The following is an 18,828-nucleotide window of genomic DNA, read 5'->3' on the forward strand; positions in this document are numbered from 1 at the left end:
GGGGGGGGGGGGGGGGGGGGGGGGGGGGGGGGGGGGGGGTGAGGCTATTGTGAGGGAAAAAAAAAAAACATGGTCCGGCGAGCCCGGCACGGGGCCGCCGGACCGCGCGCTGCCGACCGCACACTCCGAGCCGGGCACACACCGGGACGGGCACACACCGGGACGGGTAGCGCACCGAAGCGCTCGGCCCGGATCCGCCCCGCCCGCGGCTACCCCGCCCGCACCGCCGCCCGGGTCACCGCCGCTCCCCGCCACGACACCCACCGGCGGACCGCCGCGCCCGCCAGGACCAGCGCGAGCGCCGCCCGGTACGCCGGAGTCTGCACGTCGCCGCCGAGCAGGTACACCGCCTCCCCCGCCGCGGGCACCGCGAGCCACTCCCAGCGGCCGTCCAGCGCGACCAGCGCCACCAGCAGCAGCCCGTACCACGGGTAGTCCGGGGTGAGCGCCAGCAACGTGGTGCCGTACACCAGGAGCGCCCCGGCCCAGGGGCGACCGGGATCGCCGCGACGCAGCACGTACACCACCGCGGCCAGCACCACGAGGGCGGCCGCCGGGGCCAGCGCGGCGTCCGGCAGCAGGGGTTGCAGCAGCCCGAAGCGCTGCACGGTTGCGTCGTCGTACCCCTCCTCGCGCAGGTAGGCGGGCAGGAAGCCGAGCACCTGGCGGCCCGAGAGGATCAGGTAGGGCAGGTACGCCAGCGCGAAGCAGCCCAGGGCGACCGCCGGCAGCAGCAGGTCGCGCCGGGTCGGGCGGCGGGCCAGCGCCCCGCTGAGGGCGCCCGGCAGCACCAGCGCCGGCAGCAGCTTGGCCGCGGCGGCCGCGCCCAGCGCCCAGCCGGCGGTGGTGCGGCGGTGCCGGGCCGCCAGAGTCAGGCCGGCGACGGCCAACAGCGCACCGAGGGTGTCCACGTGCGCGTCGTTGACGGCCCAGACGGCGGTGCCGGGGAACCAGCCCCACAGCGCGGCCCGGCGTCGGCGCTCCCGGGGCAGCACGACCAGCAGCGTGCCGGTGGTGGCCACCGCCAGCAGGGCTCCACCGGCCTGCGCCGCGCGGACCCCGGTGCCGTGCTCGGCCAGGTGGAGGCCGAGGAACCAGACCTCCGCCACCGGCGGGTAGATCGTCGGCACGCCGGGGCGGTTGACGTGACTGCAGAAGCCCGCCGCCGCCCGGCGTTCGTCCCAGCCCGTGCAGTCGCCGGTGGGCGGGAAGAGCGCGGGGGTGGGGGGGGGGGGGGGGGGGGGGGGGGGGGGGGGGGGGGGGGGGGGGGGGGGGGGGGTGGTGAGACTTGAATAACCAACCCCACTCCCGCCCGTCTTCTCTCCCCTTCCTGTCCTTCGCCTGGGGGCGGAAGGCGCGCGGGCTCGCCGGCCCGCAGGCCGGCGAGCCGGGGGGCGTCGGGCGGGTAGGCGTACGGGGAGATCCCAGCCGCCTGCACCCGGCCGTCCCACAGGTAGCGGTAGGCGTCGTCGCTGGTCCGCGGCGGGACCAGCAGGCCGCAGACGGCCACCGCCGCGCTGCCGGCCAGCACCAGGGCGGCCACCCGCCGGACGGGCACCCGCCGCAGCGCCAGCACGGCGAGCGCGAACAGCGCGCAGTCCGCGGGGTACCAGAGCAGCAGCGCGTGGCTGTGGCCCAGCGTGCCGCCGATCGTGAAGGTGCAGGCCAGCGCGGCGACCAGCGCGGCGAGGGCCGCCCCGCAGACGGCGGTGGCCACCAGCGGGCGGCGCGCGGCGCCGAAGGTGCGCGGGCGCAGGCGCGGACGGGGACGGGGACGGGGACTGAGCAACGTGAGGATTGCGGACACGTCGTCACCCTGCCAGCGGACACCGCCCGCGGGGACGCTGCCGCAGCCGACCGTATGACTTCCGTAAGCAGCCGCCTACCCCGCCGGGCCGCTCGCAGGCGGTGAGATGGAAGGGTGCGAGAGAACCAAACCACCGACCGCTCGCGGCGGTTCGACCTGCCGCTGCCCACCCCGCCGGACGCGCTGCGGGTCGGCCCGCTGCGCGCGGGTGCCTTCCGCTCACGGTTGCACGATCCACGGACCGCCGTGGTGATCGGCCGCTGGCTGGGCACGGCGCTGCTCCTCTGCTTCCTCACCGGCCTGTACAGCCACGTGCTGCAGGACCCCCCGAGCCTGCTCCGCGACCGCCTGCCCAGCCGACCGGTCACCCTCTACCAGGTCACCCAGGGCCTGCACGTGATCAGCGGCATCGCCGCGATCCCGCTGCTCGGCGCCAAACTGTGGACCGTCTACCCGCGGCTCTTCGAATGGCCGCCCGCGCGCAGCGTGCGGCACGCGCTGGAGCGGCTGGGGATCCTGCTGCTGGTCGCGTCGATGCTGCTGGAACTGTTCACCGGGCTGCTCAACACCCTGCAGTGGTACGTGTGGCCGTTCCCGTTCCGGCAGACGCACTTCTGGCTGGCCTGGCTCGCCCTCGGCGGCCTGCTGCTGCACCTGGCCGTCAAGGCACCCGAGATCGCCGCCCACTGGCGCCGCGTGCGGCCCGCCACCGCCGACCGCCGCGGCTTCCTGACCGCGGTGACCGCATCGGTGCTGGCGGTCACCGCGGTGACCGCGGGGCAGACCGTGCCCGTGCTGCGTCGCAGCGACCTGCTCGCCCCGCGCCGCCCCGACCTCGGGCCACAGGGCCTGCCGGTCAACCGGACCGCCGCGGCGGCGGGCACCGCGCAGCCGCCGGCGGACTGGCGGCTACGGGTCACCGGCCCGCTCCGCTACGAGCTGACCATGGACGAGTTGCTGACGATGGAGCAGCACGAGGCGGAGCTGCCGATCGCCTGCGTCGAAGGGTGGAGCGCCACCGCGCGCTGGTCGGGGGTGCGACTGCGCGACCTGCTGGCCCGGGCCGGGGCGCCGCCCACCGCCCGGGTGCGGATCACCTCGCTGGAGGCCGACGGTCCCTACCGGGTGACGGAGATGGAGGCCGAGTACGCGCGCGACCCGCTGACGCTCCTGGCCCTGCGGGTCAACGGCGCGGTGCTGGCCCCGGACCACGGTTACCCGGCGCGGATCATCGCCCCCGGCCGGCCCGGGGTGCTGCAGACCAAGTGGGTGGAGCGCCTGGAGGTGATCGTATGAGGCCGGCGAGCGTGCTGCGCGCCGTGCTGGCGCTGGGTGCGCTGGCGCTGATCGGCTTCGGGCTGCACGGGTTGCTGACCGACCCCTACGTGCAGGACCCGCTGGACGTCGCGCGGTGGGCGGTCGGCGGCGTGCTGCTCCACGACGGGCTGTGGCTGCCGCTGGTCTGCCTGGCCGGGGCGGCCCTGCGGCGGGCGCCGTGGACGGTCCGCGGCGGCTTGGTGGTGGCCGCCGCGCTGACCGCGGTGGGGCTGCCGGCCGTCCTGCACGCCGGTGCCGGCAGCGGCAACCCCACCGTGCTGCCGCTGCCCTACCTGCGGAACCTGCTGTGGCTGCTGGCCGCGACGGCGCTGGCCACGCTGCTCGCCGAGGGGGTCAGGAGGGCACGCCGGGCAGGCCGGTGGCCAGGCCGTCCAGGGCGTGCGAGCAGACGCAGTCCCGGTCCCGGTTCTTCGGCAGCCGCTCGACGGCGCTGAAGAGCACCGTGCGCAGCCGGTCGACGTTGCGCGCGAAGACCTCCAGCACCTCGCCGTGGGTGACGCCCGCGCCGACCTCGACGCCCGCGTCGAGGTCGGTGACCAGGGCGATCGACGTGTAGCACAGGCCCAGTTCGCGGGCCAGCACCGCCTCCGGGTGGCCGGTCATGCCGACCACCGACCAGCCGGCGGCGGTGAACCAGCGCGACTCGGCGCGGGTGGAGAACCGCGGCCCCTCGATCACCACCAGGGTCCCGCCCGCCACCGGCTCCCACCCTCGGTCACGGGCCGCGGCCAGCGCGGCCCCCCGACCGGCCGGGCAGTACGGGTCGGCCGCCGAGACGTGCACCACCTCGGGCACCGTGCCGTCGGGCAACGGCACCCCGTCGTAGAAGGTCTGCACCCGGCCCGAGGTGCGGTCCACGAACTGGTCGGGCACCAGCAGCGTCCCGGGCCCGTAGGCGCTGCGCAACCCGCCCACCGCGCACGGACCCAGCACCTGGCGCACCCCGAGTGCGTGCAGCGCCCACAGGTTGGCGCGGTAGTTGATCCGGTGCGGCGGGATGCGGTGCCCGCGGCCGTGCCGCGGCAGGAACGCCACCCGGCGGCCGTCCAGCTGCCCGAGGAACAGCGAGTCGCTGGGCGGCCCGTAGGGGGTGTCGACGACGACCTCGGTCACGTCGTCCAGCAGGGCGTAGAGGCCGGAGCCCCCGATCACCCCGACTTCGGCAGTCTCGGTCATCCGTGCTCCTCCAGCGGTCGGTCGTCGACGGGGCCGGGGGTCCCGGCTCCACCGACGACCTTAGGAGCGTGGGGTGTTCCGGTGGGGGCTGCTGCTCCTTACGGTTCCCGAACGGATCCGCCGGCGTTTTGCCGTCGGAACGCCGGCGGGACCGGTACGTTCGAGAGGCAGTGGAGTATCGGCGCGAACCGAACAGGGGACACCGTGCCAGAGCCATCGCGCGATTCGGCGCAGCGGAAGCCGACGCTTCCGAGGTTCCAGTCCCCGTTCCCGCTGGTGCCGCACCCGCGGCAGCGGGAGCTCTGCGACCGGAGCATGGACTGGACGGTCCGCATGGGCCTGATGTCGCCGCCGGTGGCGGAGCGGTTCTTCCACCAGGTGCTCTACGCGGATGCCGCGTGCTGGTGCTATCCGATGGTGCCCGGCGATGCCCTGTCCGCCGTGGTCGACTTCTACGTCTGGTTCTTCGTCTACGACGACCAGCAGGCCGGCTTCCTCCTGGAGCGGGACTCCGCGGGCTGGCAGGTCCTGTGCACGGCTCTGCACGCGGCCATCGAGGTGCCCCGGGAGTTCACCGCACACCGGGACCCGGTCGTGCGCGGGCTCGCCGACGTGCTGGTCCGGCTCCGGCGGGAGAGCTCGCCGCGCTTCATCCGCCGGTTCGCGTCGAACATGCACAGCATCGTCGACGGCTACCTGACCGAGTACGACGGCATCGCGAACGACGCGCTTCCGGTCTCCCTCGACGACTACCTCACCAGGGTGCGCCGCTCCACGTTCGGGGGGCCGGTGTGGGTGGACCTGCTGGAGCTGGGGTGCGAACTGCCGCAGGAGGTCTTCGAGTCGGGTCCCTTCCAGCGGGCGGCCTGGGCGACGATGGACTTCGCCATCCTCTTCAACGACGTCTACTCCGTCGAGAAGGAGATCGCCGCCGGGGCCCCGTCCAACGCCTGCGCCGTGATCATGCGCACCACCGGGTGCGACTTACAGGAGGCCATCGACCGGACGGCGGGCCTGGTCCGCGCCTGCGTCGACGGCTACCGGTCGGCGGAGGCGGAACTCCGGCAGCGAACCGCTGATGCCGATCCCACCGTCCGGGCCGCCGTGGGGCACGCCGTGGCCAACATGCGCGGCTGGTTCCCCGCCATGTGCGCGTACCACGAGCAGACCTCGCGCTACGCGATGCAGGAGTGGGCGGACCCGGCCCGCCCCTCCTACCTGGAGCAGTTGGCCCCGGGCGGCCGTGAGCCCGTCGAGCGGCATGATCCCGCCCCGGCCGAGACCCGGCCGGAGCCGGGAGCCGCGCAGCGCGGATGCTGAGGGCCGGACGTTGCGCCGGGCCCGGTCAGGTGCCGGTGAGGATGCGGCAGATGTCGCCTTCGGCGCAGGTGGCGGGGTCCGTTGCGGCGGCGGTGCGGGCGAGCTTGCGGAGTGTGGCCTGGGTTGCGTGCAGTTCGGCCAGTCGCCGGTCCACGTCGGCGAGGTGCTTCTCGAGCAGGGCGGTGACGTGTGCGCAGGGTGGCCGGCCGCTGTCGCGGATGGTGAGGATGCCGTGGATCTCGGCGAGGCTGAGGCCGGCGGCCTGTGCGGTGCGGACGAAGTCGACGCGGGCGACCGCCTGGGGCGGGTAGTCGCGGTAGCCGCCGGGCGTGCGGGCAGGCTCCTCCAGCAGCCCGGACTGCTCGTAGAAGCGGAGGGTCCTGGCCGTGGTGCCGGTGGCGGCGGCGAGTGCCCCGATGCGCATGTTTGCAGGCTAGCTCTTGACCTTCCAGTGCGCTGGAAGGTCTAGCCTCGCAAGGGAGCGAGAAGGAGGTACCGCTGATGAGGGTGGAGCTGCTCACGGTGCCGGACTGCCCCAACGGTCCGGTGCTGGAGGACAGGCTGGCCTCGGTGCTGGCCCGGCGGCCGGAGGTCGAGGTGGTGCGGCACGTGGTCCGGGACGAGGCCGAGGCCGCGCGCCGGGGTATGCACGGCTCGCCGACCGTGCTGGTCGACGGGCGCGACCCGTTCGCCGCCCCCGGCACGCCGACGGGCTTCGCCTGCCGACTGTACCGCGGCTCGGACGGCACGGTCGACGGTGCTCCCCGGGTCGAGGACCTGCGCCGGGCCCTCGGCATCGAGCCGACCAGCACCGATCGCGCGGACCTGGCCGCCCTCGCCCGGCCCGCCGGGCGGGGTGGCCGTGGCCGGCTCGCCCCGGTCGAGCGGGGCCTGCGCGCGCTGCAGCAGGCTGTGCTGCGGTCCTTCGCGACCACCGGTGGCGCGCCCGAGGTGGCAGACCTGGAGGAGGTGTCGAGGCCGTTCGGCCTGCCGGCGGCCCGGGTGCTCGCGGAGCTGGCTGCCGAGGACTTCCTGACCTTGGACGAGGAGGGGCGGATCCGGGCCGCGTACCCGTTCTCGGCCGTGCCGACCGCGCACGTCGTGCAGATCGCTGGTGCGGCCCGGGTGTGGTCGATGTGCGCGATCGACGCCCTGGGCATCCCGGCCATGCTCGGTGGCGACGCCGTCATCACCTCCACCGACCCGCTCAGCGGTGCCCCCGTCCGCGTGGAATTCGCCGACGGGAAGACGCGCTGGCAACCGGAGTCGGCGGTGGTCTACTACGGCGCCCGCGCCGAGGACGGCCCGGCGGCTGCCGTCTGCTGTGGCTACCTGCGGTTCTTCACCGACCGCGGCAGCGCCGAGCAGTGGGCCGGCGGGCAGCGCGGCGTCGACGGCGCAGTGCTGGACCAGGCGGCGGCGGAGCGCCTCGGCGCGGAGATCTTCGGTCCGCTGTTGAGCGCCACGGGCTGATGACCTACGCGATCGTGGCATTGCCGGTGCCGGTGCCGTTGCCGATGCCGGTGCCGCGGTCGTGGGGAGGATGGACCCATGCAGATCAGGATCGAAGCGTTCCAGCTGCCGGGCCGCACGTGCGGCGGCGGCCCGGACTTCCCCGGCTACGAGAACATCCACGTCGCGGTCCAACGGCGCGACCGGCGCGACGAGCTGCTCGACCTCCATCCCGGTGACGCCCCGTCGGCGGCGTGGACCTTGGAGTGCACGGCGACGCCCACCGATGGCGGTGTCGACCTCCGAGGGCCCTACATCCAGGGTCGCCCGGGAGCCCGGTTCATCTACCTCTCCTGGGGCACCGTCGACGAGGCCGGCGCCTTCACCCTGTTCCGGCGCGCGAAGCTGATGCTCGACGCCATCGACCCGGAGACCGCCGACGCCGCGCTGCGCACCGGGCGGCTGCTGGGCCGCCTGGGCCTGACCGACGCCAAGGGCCATCCCCTGTGCGCCCGGGTGCGGCCGCCGCTCGTCGAGTGGTCCGCCGCGCCCGTGAACGGGACTGCCTGACGGGCCGCGCCGCGCGGCCCGCCGGTCAGCCGCGCCCGGCGGCCGCCCCCGGCAGGCTCGCCGTCGGGAGGCTCGCCGTCGGGAGGCTCACTGTCGGGAGGCTCGCCACCGCCCAGTCGAGGTCCAGTGGGCTGGACTCCGCCATCGTGGTCCAGAGCCTGGCCAGCGGCCGGTAGTCGCGGCGCAGGATCCGCGAACCCGGTTGGTCGTAGGCCTCCTTGAGGGCGTCGTGCGCGTGGGGCGCGCCGACCAGGTCGACGATCGCGTGCCAGAGGGTGAAGTCCTTCTCGGAGAACTGGCGGGCCGCCTCGACCATCGTCGTCATGAAGTACCGCTGCCGCTCGGGGTCGAGGCTCCGGAAGACGCCCAGGGCGAAGTCGGCCGCGAGGGAGCCGTGGCACTCCTCGTCGCGCCAGTGGATGGCGGCCGTCGCGCTGTTGACCGGCTGGATGTCCTTGTCCTTAGCGGCCAGCTCCAGGTAGCCGCCGATCGCCACCTCGACCACGGTGGCGAAGGCCAGTCGGATCAGGTCCCGCTGCCACGCGTGGTCCGCCCGGGACCGGAGCAGGTGGTGCCGGGTGACCAGGTCGGACAGCGGCAGGGCACGCGAGTCCAGGGCCCAGGGGCGGCGGTGGTCCTGCATGACCCGGGCGGCGTTCAGGTGCAGCAGCGAGTGGTACTGCTCGTCCACCGTCGCCTGGACGATCGCGGCCTGGGCCTGCGGGCCGCCGACGACCGGGAAGCGGCCGCTCAGCACGCCGGCGAAGGCCGGGGCCACGATTTCGCTCTCGATCTCGATGGTGAACTTGTGGAAGGCGAGACCGGCGAAGAAGAGCATCTGCTGGACGGTCTCGTCCGCCAGGGTCGCCATGACCGGATGGCCGTGGAGCGGCGTCATGAAAAGCGGGAAGTCGGGCCGGTCCCTCTCGAAGAGGTCGTCGAGATCGGGCTCCGGCTTCTTCACGACGGCCCGCCGGTGCCAGTTCGAGGAGAGCCTGCGCATGACGGCGCTTTCGACCGGGGATTCCTGCTCGAAGTTCACGTGGGGTCCTTCCGCCTTCGTCGGAGACCACGGTAGGAAAAGGCGCGTATCACCGAGCTATCCCGATGCGCTGAAACGCGGATGATAGGTCGGTCCGGGCACGCTCTTCCCACTCGAATCCCCTCGCGAGCAGGAGCAGAAGTGCCCACCCACCACTCCTTTGCCCGACGACTCCGCCTGCAACGGCTCCACCACCACGACGAGGAGCGGCTGTTCGTCGTGCCGCTCGACCACTCCGTCACGGACGGCCCCATCGCGTCCGGCAGCAGCCTCGACCTGCTGGTGGGGCGGCTGGCCACCAACGGCGTGGACGCCGTGGTGGTCCACAAGGGCGTCCTGGCCCACGTCGACCCGCAGTGGTTCACCCGGACCTCGCTGATCGTCCACCTGAGTGCGAGCACCCGGCACGCGCCCGACCCGGACGCCAAGTACCTGGTCGCCACGGTGGAGGAGGCGCTGCGGCTGGGCGCGGACGCGGTCAGCGTGCACGTGAACCTGGGGTCCGCACAGGAGCGCGAGCAGGTCGCCGACCTGGCCCGGGTGGCCGAGGCCTGCGACCGCTGGAACCTGCCGCTGATGGCGATGATGTACCCGCGCGGGCCGAAGATCGGCAACCCGCAGGACCCGGAGCTGGTGGCGCACGCCGCCCGGCTGGCCGCCGAGTTGGGCGCGGACGTGGTCAAGGCCCCGTACGTCGGCTCGGCCGCGGAGATGGCCGATGTGGTGCGGGCCTGCCCGGTACCGGTGATCGTGGTCGGCGGTCCGCGGCGGGACGACGGCGACGCGGTGGTGGCCTTCGTCGAGGACGCGCTGCGCGGCGGCGCGGCGGGGGTGGCGATGGGACGCAACGTGTTCGAGGCGGCCGACCCCGGGGAGATGGCCCGCCGGCTCTCCGCCGTGATCCACCGGGACCTGGGGATGGCCGTGGCCGGGAGCGCCCTCGAGGTCTCCGGCTCCGAGCTCGGGTGAAGACGACCGCTACGACAGCGGCCGCCGCCACCGCCACCGGAGAAACCGCCGGGCCCGGGCCCGGCTCACGAGTGATCAGTTCAGACACACACCGCAGAAGAGAGGCAGAAACCCCGTGAAGCTGTCCTGGCTGGACATCCGGGCGACCAAGGGCGCCAAGAAGGCGATCGTCGAGGAGGCGCTGCACCAGCGGATCGACGGCATCGTCACCTCGAACCTCGCCGACCTCAAGGGGCTGCCGCCAACCGTGAAGAAGGTCTTCCTGCCGCAGGGCAGGGACCTGCCCGAGGACCTGGCACCGGCCGACGTGGTGATCCTCGGCCCGGGCCAGCAGGGCGGCCGGGCCGCGCTGGCCAAGGCCCACCCCACGGTGGAGTTCGGTCGGTTCGTCGAGATCGTGGACGCGGACACCCTGGAGGAGGCCTGCCATTCGGCGCGGACCGAGCCCTGGAGCCTGCTGCTGTTCCGCGACCCCACCAAGATCCCGCTCGAGATCGTGATCGCGGCCGCCGCGCAGTCGCAGGGCAACATCATCACGGTGGCCAAGGACGTGGCGGAGGCCCGGATCATCTTCGGGGTGCTGGAGCACGGTTCCGAGGGCGTGATGCTGGCCCCCGAGGCGGTCGGCGACGCCACCGCGCTGAAGGCCGCGGCCGAGGGCGGTCCCGGCGAGCTGACCCTGGTGGAGCTGGAGGTCGTGCGGACCGAGCACGTCGGCATGGGCGAGCGGGCCTGTGTGGACACCTGCTCGTACTTCCGCCAGGACGAGGGCATCCTGGTCGGTTCCCACTCCAAGGGCATGATCCTCTGCGTCAGCGAGACCCATCCGCTGCCCTACATGCCGACCCGCCCGTTCCGGGTCAACGCCGGCGCGATCATGTCGTACACCATCGCGGGCGAGCACGGCCGCACCAACTACCTCAGCGAGCTGCAGGCCGGCAGCAAGGTGCTGGCCGTCGACGTCAAGGGCCAGACCCGGGTGGTCACCGTGGGCCGGGTCAAGATCGAGTCGCGGCCGCTGATCTCCATCGACGCCGTCGCCCCGAACGGCCAGGCCGTCAACCTGATCCTGCAGGACGACTGGCACGTGCGGGTGCTCGGCCCCGCGGGGATCGTCCTCAACAGCACCGAACTCAAGCCGGGAGACAAGGTCCTGGGCTACCTGCCGACCGCCGACCGCCACGTGGGCTACCCGATCGACGAGTTCTGCGTCGAGAAGTAGCCGGCGGCGAGGAGCGGACGAGGAACGGCGAAAGGGGTGGGGTGGGAGCGTCTCGGCGCTCCCACCCCACCCCTTCGCGCGCGTCAGTCGGCGAGCAGCGCTCCGGCGACGGCCGGTGCCTGGGCGGCCAGGCCGGCGATGCTGGAGGTGATGAAGAGGCCGTGCCCGGCGAGGTCACCCAGTGCCAGCAGTCGGTGGTCGGGGCGTCCGTCGACGACCAGCCGGCCGGTGCCGGGCTCGGTGCCGAGGCCGCCGGTCCCGCACAGCTCGGCGGCGCCGCCCTCGACCAGCGAGCGCACCACCCCGTCGGCACGCTCGGGCGTCGCGTACGGGGTGGCGTTCACCGCGTTGACCAGCACGTCGGCGCCGAGCGGACCGCGACCGGCGCACTCGACGGCGAATCCCCCGCCGGCGCGGGGCTCGATCTGCTGCACGCCGTCCACCAGGTCCAGCCGCCCCGCGTCGTGCAGCGCGAGCAGCACGGCGGCGTTCCTCGGGACCATCGGCGAGCAGAGACTGGAGACGAGCCGGTAGTGCGTCTCCTGCAGTTCCTTCCGCTCCGGCTCGGCGAGCAGGCCCAGCGCCACCGGCCCCAGCGCGCGGACCAGGCGGACCAGCACGCGCCGCGCGCGCTGCTCGGCGCCGACCTCGCCCAGCTGGCGCCGGATCCGCTCCGCCGGGTGTTCGGTCCGGGCCGCGCCGAGCTCCGCGAGCAGCGGCGCCGGGTCCTCGCCGTACTCGGCGAGCTCGGCGGCGAACAGCGGCTCCAGCCGCTGCAGGGTCAGCGGTCCCTCGTCGGCGAGCTCGAGCAGGCGGGCCCGCGAGACGTGCTTCGGCCGGAACGGGAAGCCGCGTTGCTGGACGTTGGGGAGCACTCCGTTGCGGGAGAGCAGGGTGATCCTCCCCCGGTGCTCGCGGGCCGCCAGGCAGACCACCACGTCGACCGCGGTCAGCCCACTGCCGAGGACCGCCACGTCGGCGTCGGCGGCTATGCCGTCAAGCGTCTCGGCCAGCGGGAAGGGGTCGAGGACGAAGCCGGGCGCCCCGGCGAGGCGGTAGACGTCGCGCGGACTGCCCGCGCCCACGCAGAGCACCGCCCGGTCCACCCGGTGCACCGAGCCGCCGTCGGTGCGCAGCAGCACGGCGGAGCCGGCCCGCGCCTCGGCCCCGGTCACCCGCTCGGCGACCAGCCCGACCTGCCAGCCGCGGCTGCGCAGCGTCCCGATCGCCGCCTCGGCGGTCTCCGCCAGGTAGTCCCCGTAGCGGGCGCGCGGGACCAGTGGCTGGCCGAGGAGCGCGTCGAGGTGGTCCGCCGCGTCGTCCGGGCCGGAGCGCAGCCAGTCGGCGAAGTGGGCGTCCTCCCCGTGGCGCACGGACATCTGCTGCGGCGGCAGGTTGACCCGGACGTGCGCCAGGTCGTTCGCGTAGGGCTGCCCGCGCCACGGGTGCGGGGAGGGGTCGAAGACGGTCAGCCGGCCCGGCGCGGCGCGCTGCCGGGACAGGGCGTCGAGCAGGCAGGTGGCGGCGGCGCCGGCGCCGATGATGGCAACGTCCATGGAAGCCTTCTTCGTTGGGGGCAGGGGCGGGTGCGGGGTGGTGGTCCGGGACGCCTCGGTCCCGGGCGGGGCACGGATCGACGGGGGTGGGGACCGGCAGCGGGCCCCGGGCGGGATTCCCCAGCAGGTACCGACGGGCCGCCTGGCAGGTGCGCAACCAGGCGTTCTCCCACTCGAGTTGGTGCAGCAGGTCGCTCGTGCGGTCGGGCCCGGGTGCTCGCCACGGAGCTGGCCGCGGTCCGGCCGGCGGCCGGCCGGCCGCTGCGCCCGACCGCTGCGGGGCGGCGGGTTCGGGTTCCGGGTCGAGGGCGCGGGCGGTGTCGGCGGGGTCGGCCAGCCGCGGGTCCTGCGCCAGGATGCGCTGCTGGAGGCGGCGGACCGCCGCCCCCGGCTCGATGCCGAGCTCCTCGTCCAGCCGGCGGCGCAGGTTCCGGTGGACCGCCAGCGCCTCCGCCTGCCGACCGGACCGGTAGAGCGCCAGCATGAGGCGGGCGCTCAGGCCTTCGCGGTAGGGGTGGTCGGCCGCCCGGGCGGCGAGCTCACCGGTGATCGTCCGGTGTCTGCCCTGGTGGAGTTCCAGCTCGAAGTACTCCTCCAGGGCGGCCGCGTGCTCCTCGGTCACCCGGGTGGCCAGCGCCTGCACCAACGGGCTGTCGAGCCCGCCGGCCGCCGGCCCCCGCCACAGCGCGAGCGCCTCGCGGAAGAGGGCGGCGGCCTCCCCGGTGCGGTGCGCGGCGGCCGCTGTGCGGGCCCGGGCCAGCAGCTCCTCGAACCGCACCAGGTCCGAGGAGTCCGCGGTGGCCTGCAGCAGGTAGCCGGCGGCGTGCGTCCGGATGGCGTCCGCCAGCCCCAGCCGGCCGAAGGCCCGGCGCAGCCGGCAGACGCAGATGCGCACCTGGGCCAGCGCGGTCGGCGGGGGCGTGTCGTCCCAGATCGCCTCGACCAGGCGGGAGACCGGGACGACCCGGTTGGCCTGGAGCAGCAGCATGGTCAGCAGGATCTGCTGCCGCGCGCCGACCACGGCGAGGGAGCCACCGGGGTGCTGGAGTTCGAGTGGACCCAGCACCTGGAACTGGTGGTCGGCCATGGGGTACCCCGCTCTGGACAAGCGGGCGGAGTCGCCCGCTGGGGACTGCGGTTGCTCAGTAGAGGCCCTCGGGTGAGGCCTGGGTGATCTGCAGCGGCTGGACGTTGGCGACCCCGTCGCACGGCCAGTCGTCGCCGGTCGGGTAGCGGACGGCCCGGTCGCGTTCGAGGACGTTCGGCAGGAACAGGTCCTCGTGCAGGACGGTCAGCCGCACCCGGCCGAACTGCCCGTACTCCACACTGCGGGTCCAGTCCTCCCGGTCCACCACGGCGTAGGTGACCTGCGGGAACGGCGGCACGTAGGGCAGCAGGTCACCGCCGGCGGCCGGCGGCAGGCCCATGCCGCTGCCGAGGGTGTTGCCGTAGGTCAGGCCGAGCGGGCGGCCGTCCACGGCGGCACTGAACTCGCGGTACATGTCGGGCGTCACCTGGGTGCCGCCGAGCCGGACCCCGCGCAGGCGCCGGACCAGGTCGGGGTGACGACGGTGCAGCACCTGGAAGAGCGCGGGGGTGGTGCTGAGGTGGTCCACCTCGCGCTTGCCGAGCACGTCGGCGATCTGCTCCACCAGGTGGTCGGTGTAGGCCTGGGCGCCCTTCAGGTCGCCGGCCCGGACCAGCCGCTTGACCCAGCGCGGGTCCATGTCGATCCCGTAGACGGTCGCGGCGAAGTCCCTGGCCAGGGCCAGCGTGGTGGTGCCGATGAGGTGCGGCCCGGTGGGTCCGGCGTGCAGCCAGGAGCGGCCGGGTTCGAAGCCGCCCACCGCCATCGCGCGGCAGCGCCAGTCGATGTTGTGGGCCAGCATGGGCTCGGTGTAGAAGACCCGGCAGGGCGCGCCGGTGGTGCCGCCGGTCTCCCACACCTGGCCGGCCAGCGGCCGGGGCACGGCCAGCGGGACCAGGTCGGCGGGGTCGAGCTCCCGCAGCTGGGTCAGCGGGAAGGGGCCGAAGGCGGACAGTTCGGCGTACCGGGTGATGTCCAGCGGGTCGAAGTCGAGGTGGGCGGCGCGCTCGAGCCAGTACGGGCTGCCGAGTTCCGGGTCGAAGTGCCGGCGCAGCACGCGGCGGGTCCAGTCGTCCAGGTCCAGCGCGAGCCAGCGGTCGGTGCGGGTCAGGTATCCGGGGTCGGTGGGCTCGGTGGCGGTCATCGCGCCGTCCTCCCGGGCGTCGCAGGGGTGATCTCGGGCGTCGCGGGGGTGATCTCGGACGTCGCGGGGGCGATCTCGGACGTCGCGGGGGCGATCTCGATGCCGAGCTCGTAGATCGCGGCGAGCGCCTGCCCCACGTGCTCGGGGGTCTCGATGTGCACCACCGGGAAGGGGAAGTCCACCACGCCGGACGGGATGGACGGGCCGAGCACCAGGCCCAGCCGGACGCCCTGGCGCTTCATCTCGGCGCACACGTGCAGCAGGTGGACCGGGTCGGTGGTGTTGCGGCGGAACAGGTCGCGGACCTCCTCGGCCGTGCCCAGGGTGCGCTGCTCCAGGCAGGAGCTGAGCGGCAGCACCGGGTCCCGCAGCGGCATCGCGGCGATCCACGGCTCGAGAAAGTCACGGGCGGCCTGGCGCAGCGGGGTGTGCAGCGCGATCCGGTACTGGTCGAGGACCGCCACCGTGCCCGGCGGCGCCTCGGCCGCGACCCGCTCCAGCCCGGCCCGCAGGCCCGACAGCATCAGCATCCGGGCGCCGCCGTCCACGGACGGCCCGAAGTCGGAGGCGAGGTGGACGTCCGGGACGGCCGGCTCGTGGTAGCCGGCGGGATCGCGGTCGGTGGGGACGAAGGCGATGGCGATGCCCTCCGCCGGCGCCCCCGGGACCACCTGCGGCGCCTCGCCGGTGTGCATCAGGTACCGGGCCAGCTCGCGGCGCTCGATCGAGCCGGCCAGACAGCTGCCGACCATCCCGCCCAGGCTGAGGCCGCCGACGGCGCCGGGACGGACGTCCAGCTCGGCCAGCAGGTCGGCGATGCCGAGGGCCACCGCGGCCTGCCGGACCGCCCCGACGCCGCGCCGCGGGCCGGGCTCCTCCGGCAGCGGCTCGCTGAGAATCTGGGCGACGGTCAGGCCGGTGTGCTCCGAGAGTTCCCGGTAGCAGTTCTGCACCACCGGGTACTGCTCATGGAGTTCCAGGCCGCTCTCGGAAGCCGGGCTGATCCCACCACCCAGGATGTAAGCCAGGGTCACGCGCTGTTCCTTTCGCTGTGAAACTCGGTGAATCGTCGTCGTGGGAATCGGTACGCCGGTTGCGTCGAATCGGAATTCGGGCAGCCGGGTGCCGGGACGACTGCTCCTGACAACCGGGGTGGTTCGGCGGACCGGGCCCACTGGTCGGAGGGTCAGTGGGGTGGAAGTGAAGCGGAGGCCGGGCCGGGATTCCCCTAGTCTTCGGAGCTCACGGGAAACTCCCAGGAATGGCCGGGGAACTCTCACATTTCGGCTGACGGGGAACGCGTCAACGAGCCGTCAGGACCGGCCCGGCCGGGATCAAGGAATCGTCAGCACGGCGCATTTCCCGGGCAGCACGGGCATACCGTCGGCTGCTGTGCGGTCGGGTCACCGGCCTGCGCCCGCACACGGCACCGCGCCGGCCGCAGGGGGCGGCCGGCGCGGTGGCGGGACGGTGTGGTTGATGAGCCGTCACCTACTGGGTAGGTGCCGGCCCGATCGGTTCTCGGATCCTCAGGACGAGCCGCAGGCCTCGGTCACCGCGCCGGCCGCGCTCGACACGGCGCCGAGGTCGGGCTTCCGGCCGTTGTCGACCTCGGTCACGGCGCTGTCGACGGCCTTGGACAGCTTGTCGGTGGCCTGGTTCATCTTGCTGTTGCCGCTGCTCTCGCGGATCCTGTGGGTGTCGTCGCGGATCTTCTGGAATGCCGCACGCGTGTGCCGGCGCTTGTCGTCGTCGGTGATCTGGCCGACATTCACCGACGAGTCCATCAGGTCCTGGACGTCGCCGGTGATGCTGATGGCCCGCTTGCCACAGTCCAAGGCCGCGTTGGCGCTCTTGCAGGCCGTGACGAGCGGGGCAGCGGCGAGCACGGCGATGGCGGCGGCCGTCAGGCGAAACGGCGTGCCTCGGAGCAGTGTCATGGCAGTATCCCTCCCACCGTCACAACGCCCACCCGCCGCACGGCGGTTCCACCGTGCCGGCCGGCCGGGCCGGCCCACCCCGGATCATCGGCGACTTTCGGCCAGCACCGCGGGCGGGGTGCGCGCCCCGGCGTTGTTGGTCAGCTGCGCGGGCAGGACCCGGCCGGTCCGGCGGCGGATCCCGCGCGGTTCCATCACGGGATTTCCCCATGTGGTTACGTCGACTAGCGCAACAGTGCGACGATGCCTCTCTGCCCGGATCACAACAGACCGGGCATGGGAGGGATATCCACGTGAAGCGAAGCATCTGGCGGTCCGCCGCCGGCGCGGTGATCACCGCGGCCCTGGCCACCACCGCCGTACCGGCGGCCTGGGCGACATCTCTGACGGCCGCGACACCGACGGCCGCCACCACCGCCCGCACCCCGGACCTGGGCACGGTCGCCGACTTCGACCGGCTGGCCCAGACCGTTCTGGTGCAGCGCACGGCAGCCCTGCTGGACCAGCCGCCGGCGCAGCGCGCCATCTTCCAGACCGCCGACACGACTGCCGCCACGAACGGACGCGTCGCGATGGCGAGCACGGCAGCACACAACGAGCAGGCGGTGGACGCGTCCTTGCAGGCGCGCCGGGTCCGCCTGCGGGCCGCCGGGGAGGCGTACCAGGCGGGCAACACCAAGGCGACCGTGGACCACGTCCAGCTCTCCGGCGACGGTAAGCGGGCCGACGTGCTGCTCACCGAGACCACGACGCTGACGTACGAGAAGCTGCGCGGCGACGAGCCGCCGACGACGGGCTTCCAGGCGCAGCACGAGGCGACCTTCGTCAAGGACGCGCAGGGCCACTGGCAGCTGACGGGCCTCACCGACCTCGACACGGACGGGTTCCCGCAGATCAACGAGCCGACGCCGAGCCGGCTCGACTCCGCCGTGGCCTCGACGGCCCTGGCGTCCGCCGCGACCCGTCCGCCGCTGGTCGCCGTCACCGCCACGACCGACCCGCCGGAGGCGACGCCGGCGAGCACCGCCTGGCCGGCGGCGCCCAGCCCGAAGCCCGCGAAGTCCGGGGCGGTCGACTACACGGCCATGGCGGCGTACGCGGAGAAGTACTGGCACAACTACAACCCGGCGTACCGCCAGTTCAACGGCGCGGGCGGGGACTGCACGAACTTCATCAGCCAGTCCCTGCGGGCGGGCGGCTGGCAGTTCGCCGGCGGCTGGGCCTCGGACTACGACCACACGTGGTGGTACAGCGCCACCAACCCGGCGACTCAGAGCTGGTCCTGGAACGGCGTGAACGAGTGGTCCTGGTACGCCCTGTCGAGCAAGCGCGTCACCAACCTCGCGGATGTCTACCAGCTCGGGGTCGGCGACATCCTGCAGATGGACTTCGACCGTACCGGCTCGAAGGACCACTCCATGATCGTCACCTACCGCAGCCCCGCCGGCATGCCGTACGTGACGTACCACTCCACCAACACGCTGAACCGCTCCGTGGCCAGCCTCGTGGCCATCTTCCCCGACTCGCTCTACTACGCCTACCGCACGTGATCGGATGAACGCAGGCGACGACGGGCGCGGTGCGCCCGTCGTCGCCGACCCACCGCATGTGTCCTCCATCGGTGGAACGGGTCACGCGAGGCGGGCGGCCTCGTGTCCCCTTCTTCGGGTACGCAAAGGCGGCACGCCGCGTTCAGCGCGGCAGCAGGCCACCGCCAGCGCCGCCGCCACCGGCACCGCGACCACCGCCACCGCCGGCGGGCCGACCGCCCGCCTGTGCGAGATCATTACCGCCGTGGCCACCAACCCCACCGCGACCGACCGGAGCACCCGGCTCTGGCTGCGCTGCCTGCCGTGGCTGCTGATCGCCATCGCGGTCGGCTACGACCTGGCCACTCCCCTGCCCTACACCGCCGCCCCGCTGCTCGCCGCCGCACCGCCGGCCGCCGCCGCGCTGCTCTCGCTCACCGAGACCGCCCTCATCGGCAGTGCCGTCGTCGCCATCTGCACCGTCCTGGCCCTCTTCCGCGACGACGCCCAGGGCCACATCGAGATCTGGCCCCAGCTGGGCGGTCTGGTCGCACTCGCCGTCCTCACCACCGCGCTCAAACGCCGCTCCGAACACTCCTCCCGCCAGCTGGCCGGCGCCCGCGACGTGGTCGAGGTGCTGCAACGCGCCGTGCTGCCCGAGCCGCCCGCCCGGATC

16 protein-coding genes and 2 pseudogenes are annotated in these 18,828 nt (G+C 73.8%); 9 read left to right on the plus strand and 9 right to left on the minus strand.

Annotated features, from left to right (window positions below; all coding sequences use genetic code 11):
• Nucleotides 1-209: 209 nt before the first annotated feature.
• Nucleotides 210-1,130: a glycosyltransferase 87 family protein gene (locus ACQRUO_RS22495; protein ID WP_428317815.1), complete on the minus strand. Its 921-nt coding sequence runs from the start codon at nucleotides 1,128-1,130 to the stop codon at nucleotides 210-212.
• Nucleotides 1,131-1,990: 860 nt separating this feature from the next.
• On the opposite strand from ACQRUO_RS22495, the gene ACQRUO_RS22500 reads away from it, so the two are divergent.
• The gene (locus tag ACQRUO_RS22500) at nucleotides 1,991-3,103 is read left to right on the plus strand and encodes a molybdopterin-dependent oxidoreductase (protein WP_428317832.1); all 1,113 of its coding nucleotides are present in this window, start codon (nucleotides 1,991-1,993) and stop codon (nucleotides 3,101-3,103) included.
• Nucleotides 3,100-3,579, plus strand: a complete 480-nt coding sequence (locus tag ACQRUO_RS22505) for a hypothetical protein (RefSeq protein WP_428317816.1) — start codon at nucleotides 3,100-3,102, stop codon at nucleotides 3,577-3,579. Before ACQRUO_RS22500 ends, ACQRUO_RS22505 begins: the two co-directional genes overlap by 4 nt.
• Here the strand turns inward: ACQRUO_RS22505 and ACQRUO_RS22510 are convergent.
• The gene (locus ACQRUO_RS22510) at nucleotides 3,479-4,321 is read right to left on the minus strand and encodes an S-methyl-5'-thioadenosine phosphorylase (protein ID WP_428317817.1); all 843 of its coding nucleotides are present in this window, start codon (nucleotides 4,319-4,321) and stop codon (nucleotides 3,479-3,481) included. The genes ACQRUO_RS22505 and ACQRUO_RS22510 overlap by 101 nt on opposite strands.
• A gap of 315 nt (nucleotides 4,322-4,636) precedes the next feature.
• On the opposite strand from ACQRUO_RS22510, the gene ACQRUO_RS22515 reads away from it, so the two are divergent.
• On the plus strand, nucleotides 4,637-5,641 hold the full coding sequence (locus tag ACQRUO_RS22515; RefSeq protein ID WP_428317818.1) for a terpene synthase family protein: 1,005 nt from the start codon (nucleotides 4,637-4,639) through the stop codon (nucleotides 5,639-5,641).
• Between the two features lie 25 nt (nucleotides 5,642-5,666).
• Here the strand turns inward: ACQRUO_RS22515 and ACQRUO_RS22520 are convergent, their stop codons facing one another.
• Nucleotides 5,667-6,065: a MerR family DNA-binding protein gene (locus ACQRUO_RS22520; protein WP_428317819.1), complete on the minus strand. Its 399-nt coding sequence runs from the start codon at nucleotides 6,063-6,065 to the stop codon at nucleotides 5,667-5,669.
• Nucleotides 6,066-6,142: 77 nt separating this feature from the next.
• Between ACQRUO_RS22520 and ACQRUO_RS22525 the strand changes: the two genes are divergently transcribed.
• On the plus strand, nucleotides 6,143-7,114 hold the full coding sequence (locus ACQRUO_RS22525; RefSeq protein WP_428317820.1) for an alkylmercury lyase family protein: 972 nt from the start codon (nucleotides 6,143-6,145) through the stop codon (nucleotides 7,112-7,114).
• A gap of 78 nt (nucleotides 7,115-7,192) precedes the next feature.
• A complete protein-coding gene (locus tag ACQRUO_RS22530; protein ID WP_428317821.1) occupies nucleotides 7,193-7,663 on the plus strand; it encodes a DUF5990 family protein in 471 nt (156 codons plus the stop codon).
• Between the two features lie 25 nt (nucleotides 7,664-7,688).
• Here ACQRUO_RS22530 and ACQRUO_RS22535 read toward each other — a convergent pair whose 3' ends face one another.
• Nucleotides 7,689-8,705, minus strand: a complete 1,017-nt coding sequence (locus ACQRUO_RS22535) for a diiron oxygenase (protein ID WP_428317822.1) — start codon at nucleotides 8,703-8,705, stop codon at nucleotides 7,689-7,691.
• Nucleotides 8,706-8,846: 141 nt separating this feature from the next.
• On the opposite strand from ACQRUO_RS22535, the gene ACQRUO_RS22540 reads away from it, so the two are divergent.
• Both ACQRUO_RS22540 and ACQRUO_RS22545 read left to right on the plus strand, forming a co-directional pair.
• Nucleotides 8,847-9,674 carry a 2-amino-3,7-dideoxy-D-threo-hept-6-ulosonate synthase gene (locus tag ACQRUO_RS22540; RefSeq protein ID WP_428317823.1) on the plus strand — a complete coding sequence of 276 codons (828 nt, stop codon included), beginning with the start codon at nucleotides 8,847-8,849 and terminating at the stop codon, nucleotides 9,672-9,674.
• 115 nt (nucleotides 9,675-9,789) lie between these two features.
• Nucleotides 9,790-10,896 carry a 3-dehydroquinate synthase II family protein gene (locus ACQRUO_RS22545; RefSeq protein WP_428317824.1) on the plus strand — a complete coding sequence of 369 codons (1,107 nt, stop codon included), beginning with the start codon at nucleotides 9,790-9,792 and terminating at the stop codon, nucleotides 10,894-10,896.
• 83 nt (nucleotides 10,897-10,979) lie between these two features.
• On the opposite strand, the gene ACQRUO_RS22550 is transcribed toward ACQRUO_RS22545, so the two are convergent.
• From ACQRUO_RS22550 to ACQRUO_RS22570, 5 genes and pseudogenes are all read right to left on the minus strand, one after another.
• Nucleotides 10,980-12,452: an FAD/NAD(P)-binding protein gene (locus tag ACQRUO_RS22550; RefSeq protein ID WP_428317825.1), complete on the minus strand. Its 1,473-nt coding sequence runs from the start codon at nucleotides 12,450-12,452 to the stop codon at nucleotides 10,980-10,982.
• A gap of 412 nt (nucleotides 12,453-12,864) precedes the next feature.
• Nucleotides 12,865-13,539 (minus strand): annotated as a pseudogene (locus ACQRUO_RS22555) (AfsR/SARP family transcriptional regulator); the annotation flags it as partial.
• A 55-nt stretch (nucleotides 13,540-13,594) separates the two neighbouring features.
• Nucleotides 13,595-14,683 (minus strand): arylcarboxylate reductase, encoded by a 1,089-nt coding sequence (locus tag ACQRUO_RS22560; protein WP_428317826.1) that lies wholly within the window; start codon nucleotides 14,681-14,683, stop codon nucleotides 13,595-13,597.
• Entirely contained in the window at nucleotides 14,680-15,717 is a 1,038-nt protein-coding gene (locus ACQRUO_RS22565) for an ACP S-malonyltransferase (protein WP_428317827.1), read from the minus strand. The genes ACQRUO_RS22560 and ACQRUO_RS22565 overlap by 4 nt, the downstream gene beginning before the upstream one ends.
• 495 nt (nucleotides 15,718-16,212) lie before the next feature.
• Entirely contained in the window at nucleotides 16,213-16,623 is a 411-nt protein-coding gene (locus tag ACQRUO_RS22570) for a hypothetical protein (RefSeq protein WP_428317828.1), read from the minus strand.
• A gap of 293 nt (nucleotides 16,624-16,916) precedes the next feature.
• On the opposite strand from ACQRUO_RS22570, the gene ACQRUO_RS22575 reads away from it, so the two are divergent.
• Nucleotides 16,917-18,173, plus strand: a complete 1,257-nt coding sequence (locus ACQRUO_RS22575) for an amidase domain-containing protein (RefSeq protein WP_428317829.1) — start codon at nucleotides 16,917-16,919, stop codon at nucleotides 18,171-18,173.
• A gap of 244 nt (nucleotides 18,174-18,417) precedes the next feature.
• A pseudogene (locus ACQRUO_RS22580) lies at nucleotides 18,418-18,828 on the plus strand (hypothetical protein); the annotation flags it as partial.

The sequence above is a fragment of the Kitasatospora sp. LaBMicrA B282 genome (genome assembly GCF_050325825.1).
In the GTDB taxonomy this organism is placed as follows: domain Bacteria; phylum Actinomycetota; class Actinomycetes; order Streptomycetales; family Streptomycetaceae; genus Kitasatospora.

Excerpts from the sequence above, each read along its gene's own strand:
- ACQRUO_RS22505 (WP_428317816.1), top strand. The coding sequence starts at position 3,100 with ATGAGGCCGGCGAGCGTGCTGCGCGCCGTGCTGGCGCTGGGTGCGCTG.
- ACQRUO_RS22550 (WP_428317825.1), bottom strand. The coding sequence starts at position 12,452 with ATGGACGTTGCCATCATCGGCGCCGGCGCCGCCGCCACCTGCCTGCTC.
- ACQRUO_RS22515 (WP_428317818.1), top strand. The coding sequence starts at position 4,637 with ATGGACTGGACGGTCCGCATGGGCCTGATGTCGCCGCCGGTGGCGGAG.
- ACQRUO_RS22530 (WP_428317821.1), top strand. The coding sequence starts at position 7,193 with ATGCAGATCAGGATCGAAGCGTTCCAGCTGCCGGGCCGCACGTGCGGC.
- ACQRUO_RS22570 (WP_428317828.1), bottom strand. The coding sequence starts at position 16,623 with ATGACACTGCTCCGAGGCACGCCGTTTCGCCTGACGGCCGCCGCCATC.
- ACQRUO_RS22520 (WP_428317819.1), bottom strand. The coding sequence starts at position 6,065 with ATGCGCATCGGGGCACTCGCCGCCGCCACCGGCACCACGGCCAGGACC.
- ACQRUO_RS22510 (WP_428317817.1), bottom strand. The coding sequence starts at position 4,321 with ATGACCGAGACTGCCGAAGTCGGGGTGATCGGGGGCTCCGGCCTCTAC.
- ACQRUO_RS22525 (WP_428317820.1), top strand. The coding sequence starts at position 6,143 with ATGAGGGTGGAGCTGCTCACGGTGCCGGACTGCCCCAACGGTCCGGTG.
- ACQRUO_RS22560 (WP_428317826.1), bottom strand. The coding sequence starts at position 14,683 with ATGACCGCCACCGAGCCCACCGACCCCGGATACCTGACCCGCACCGAC.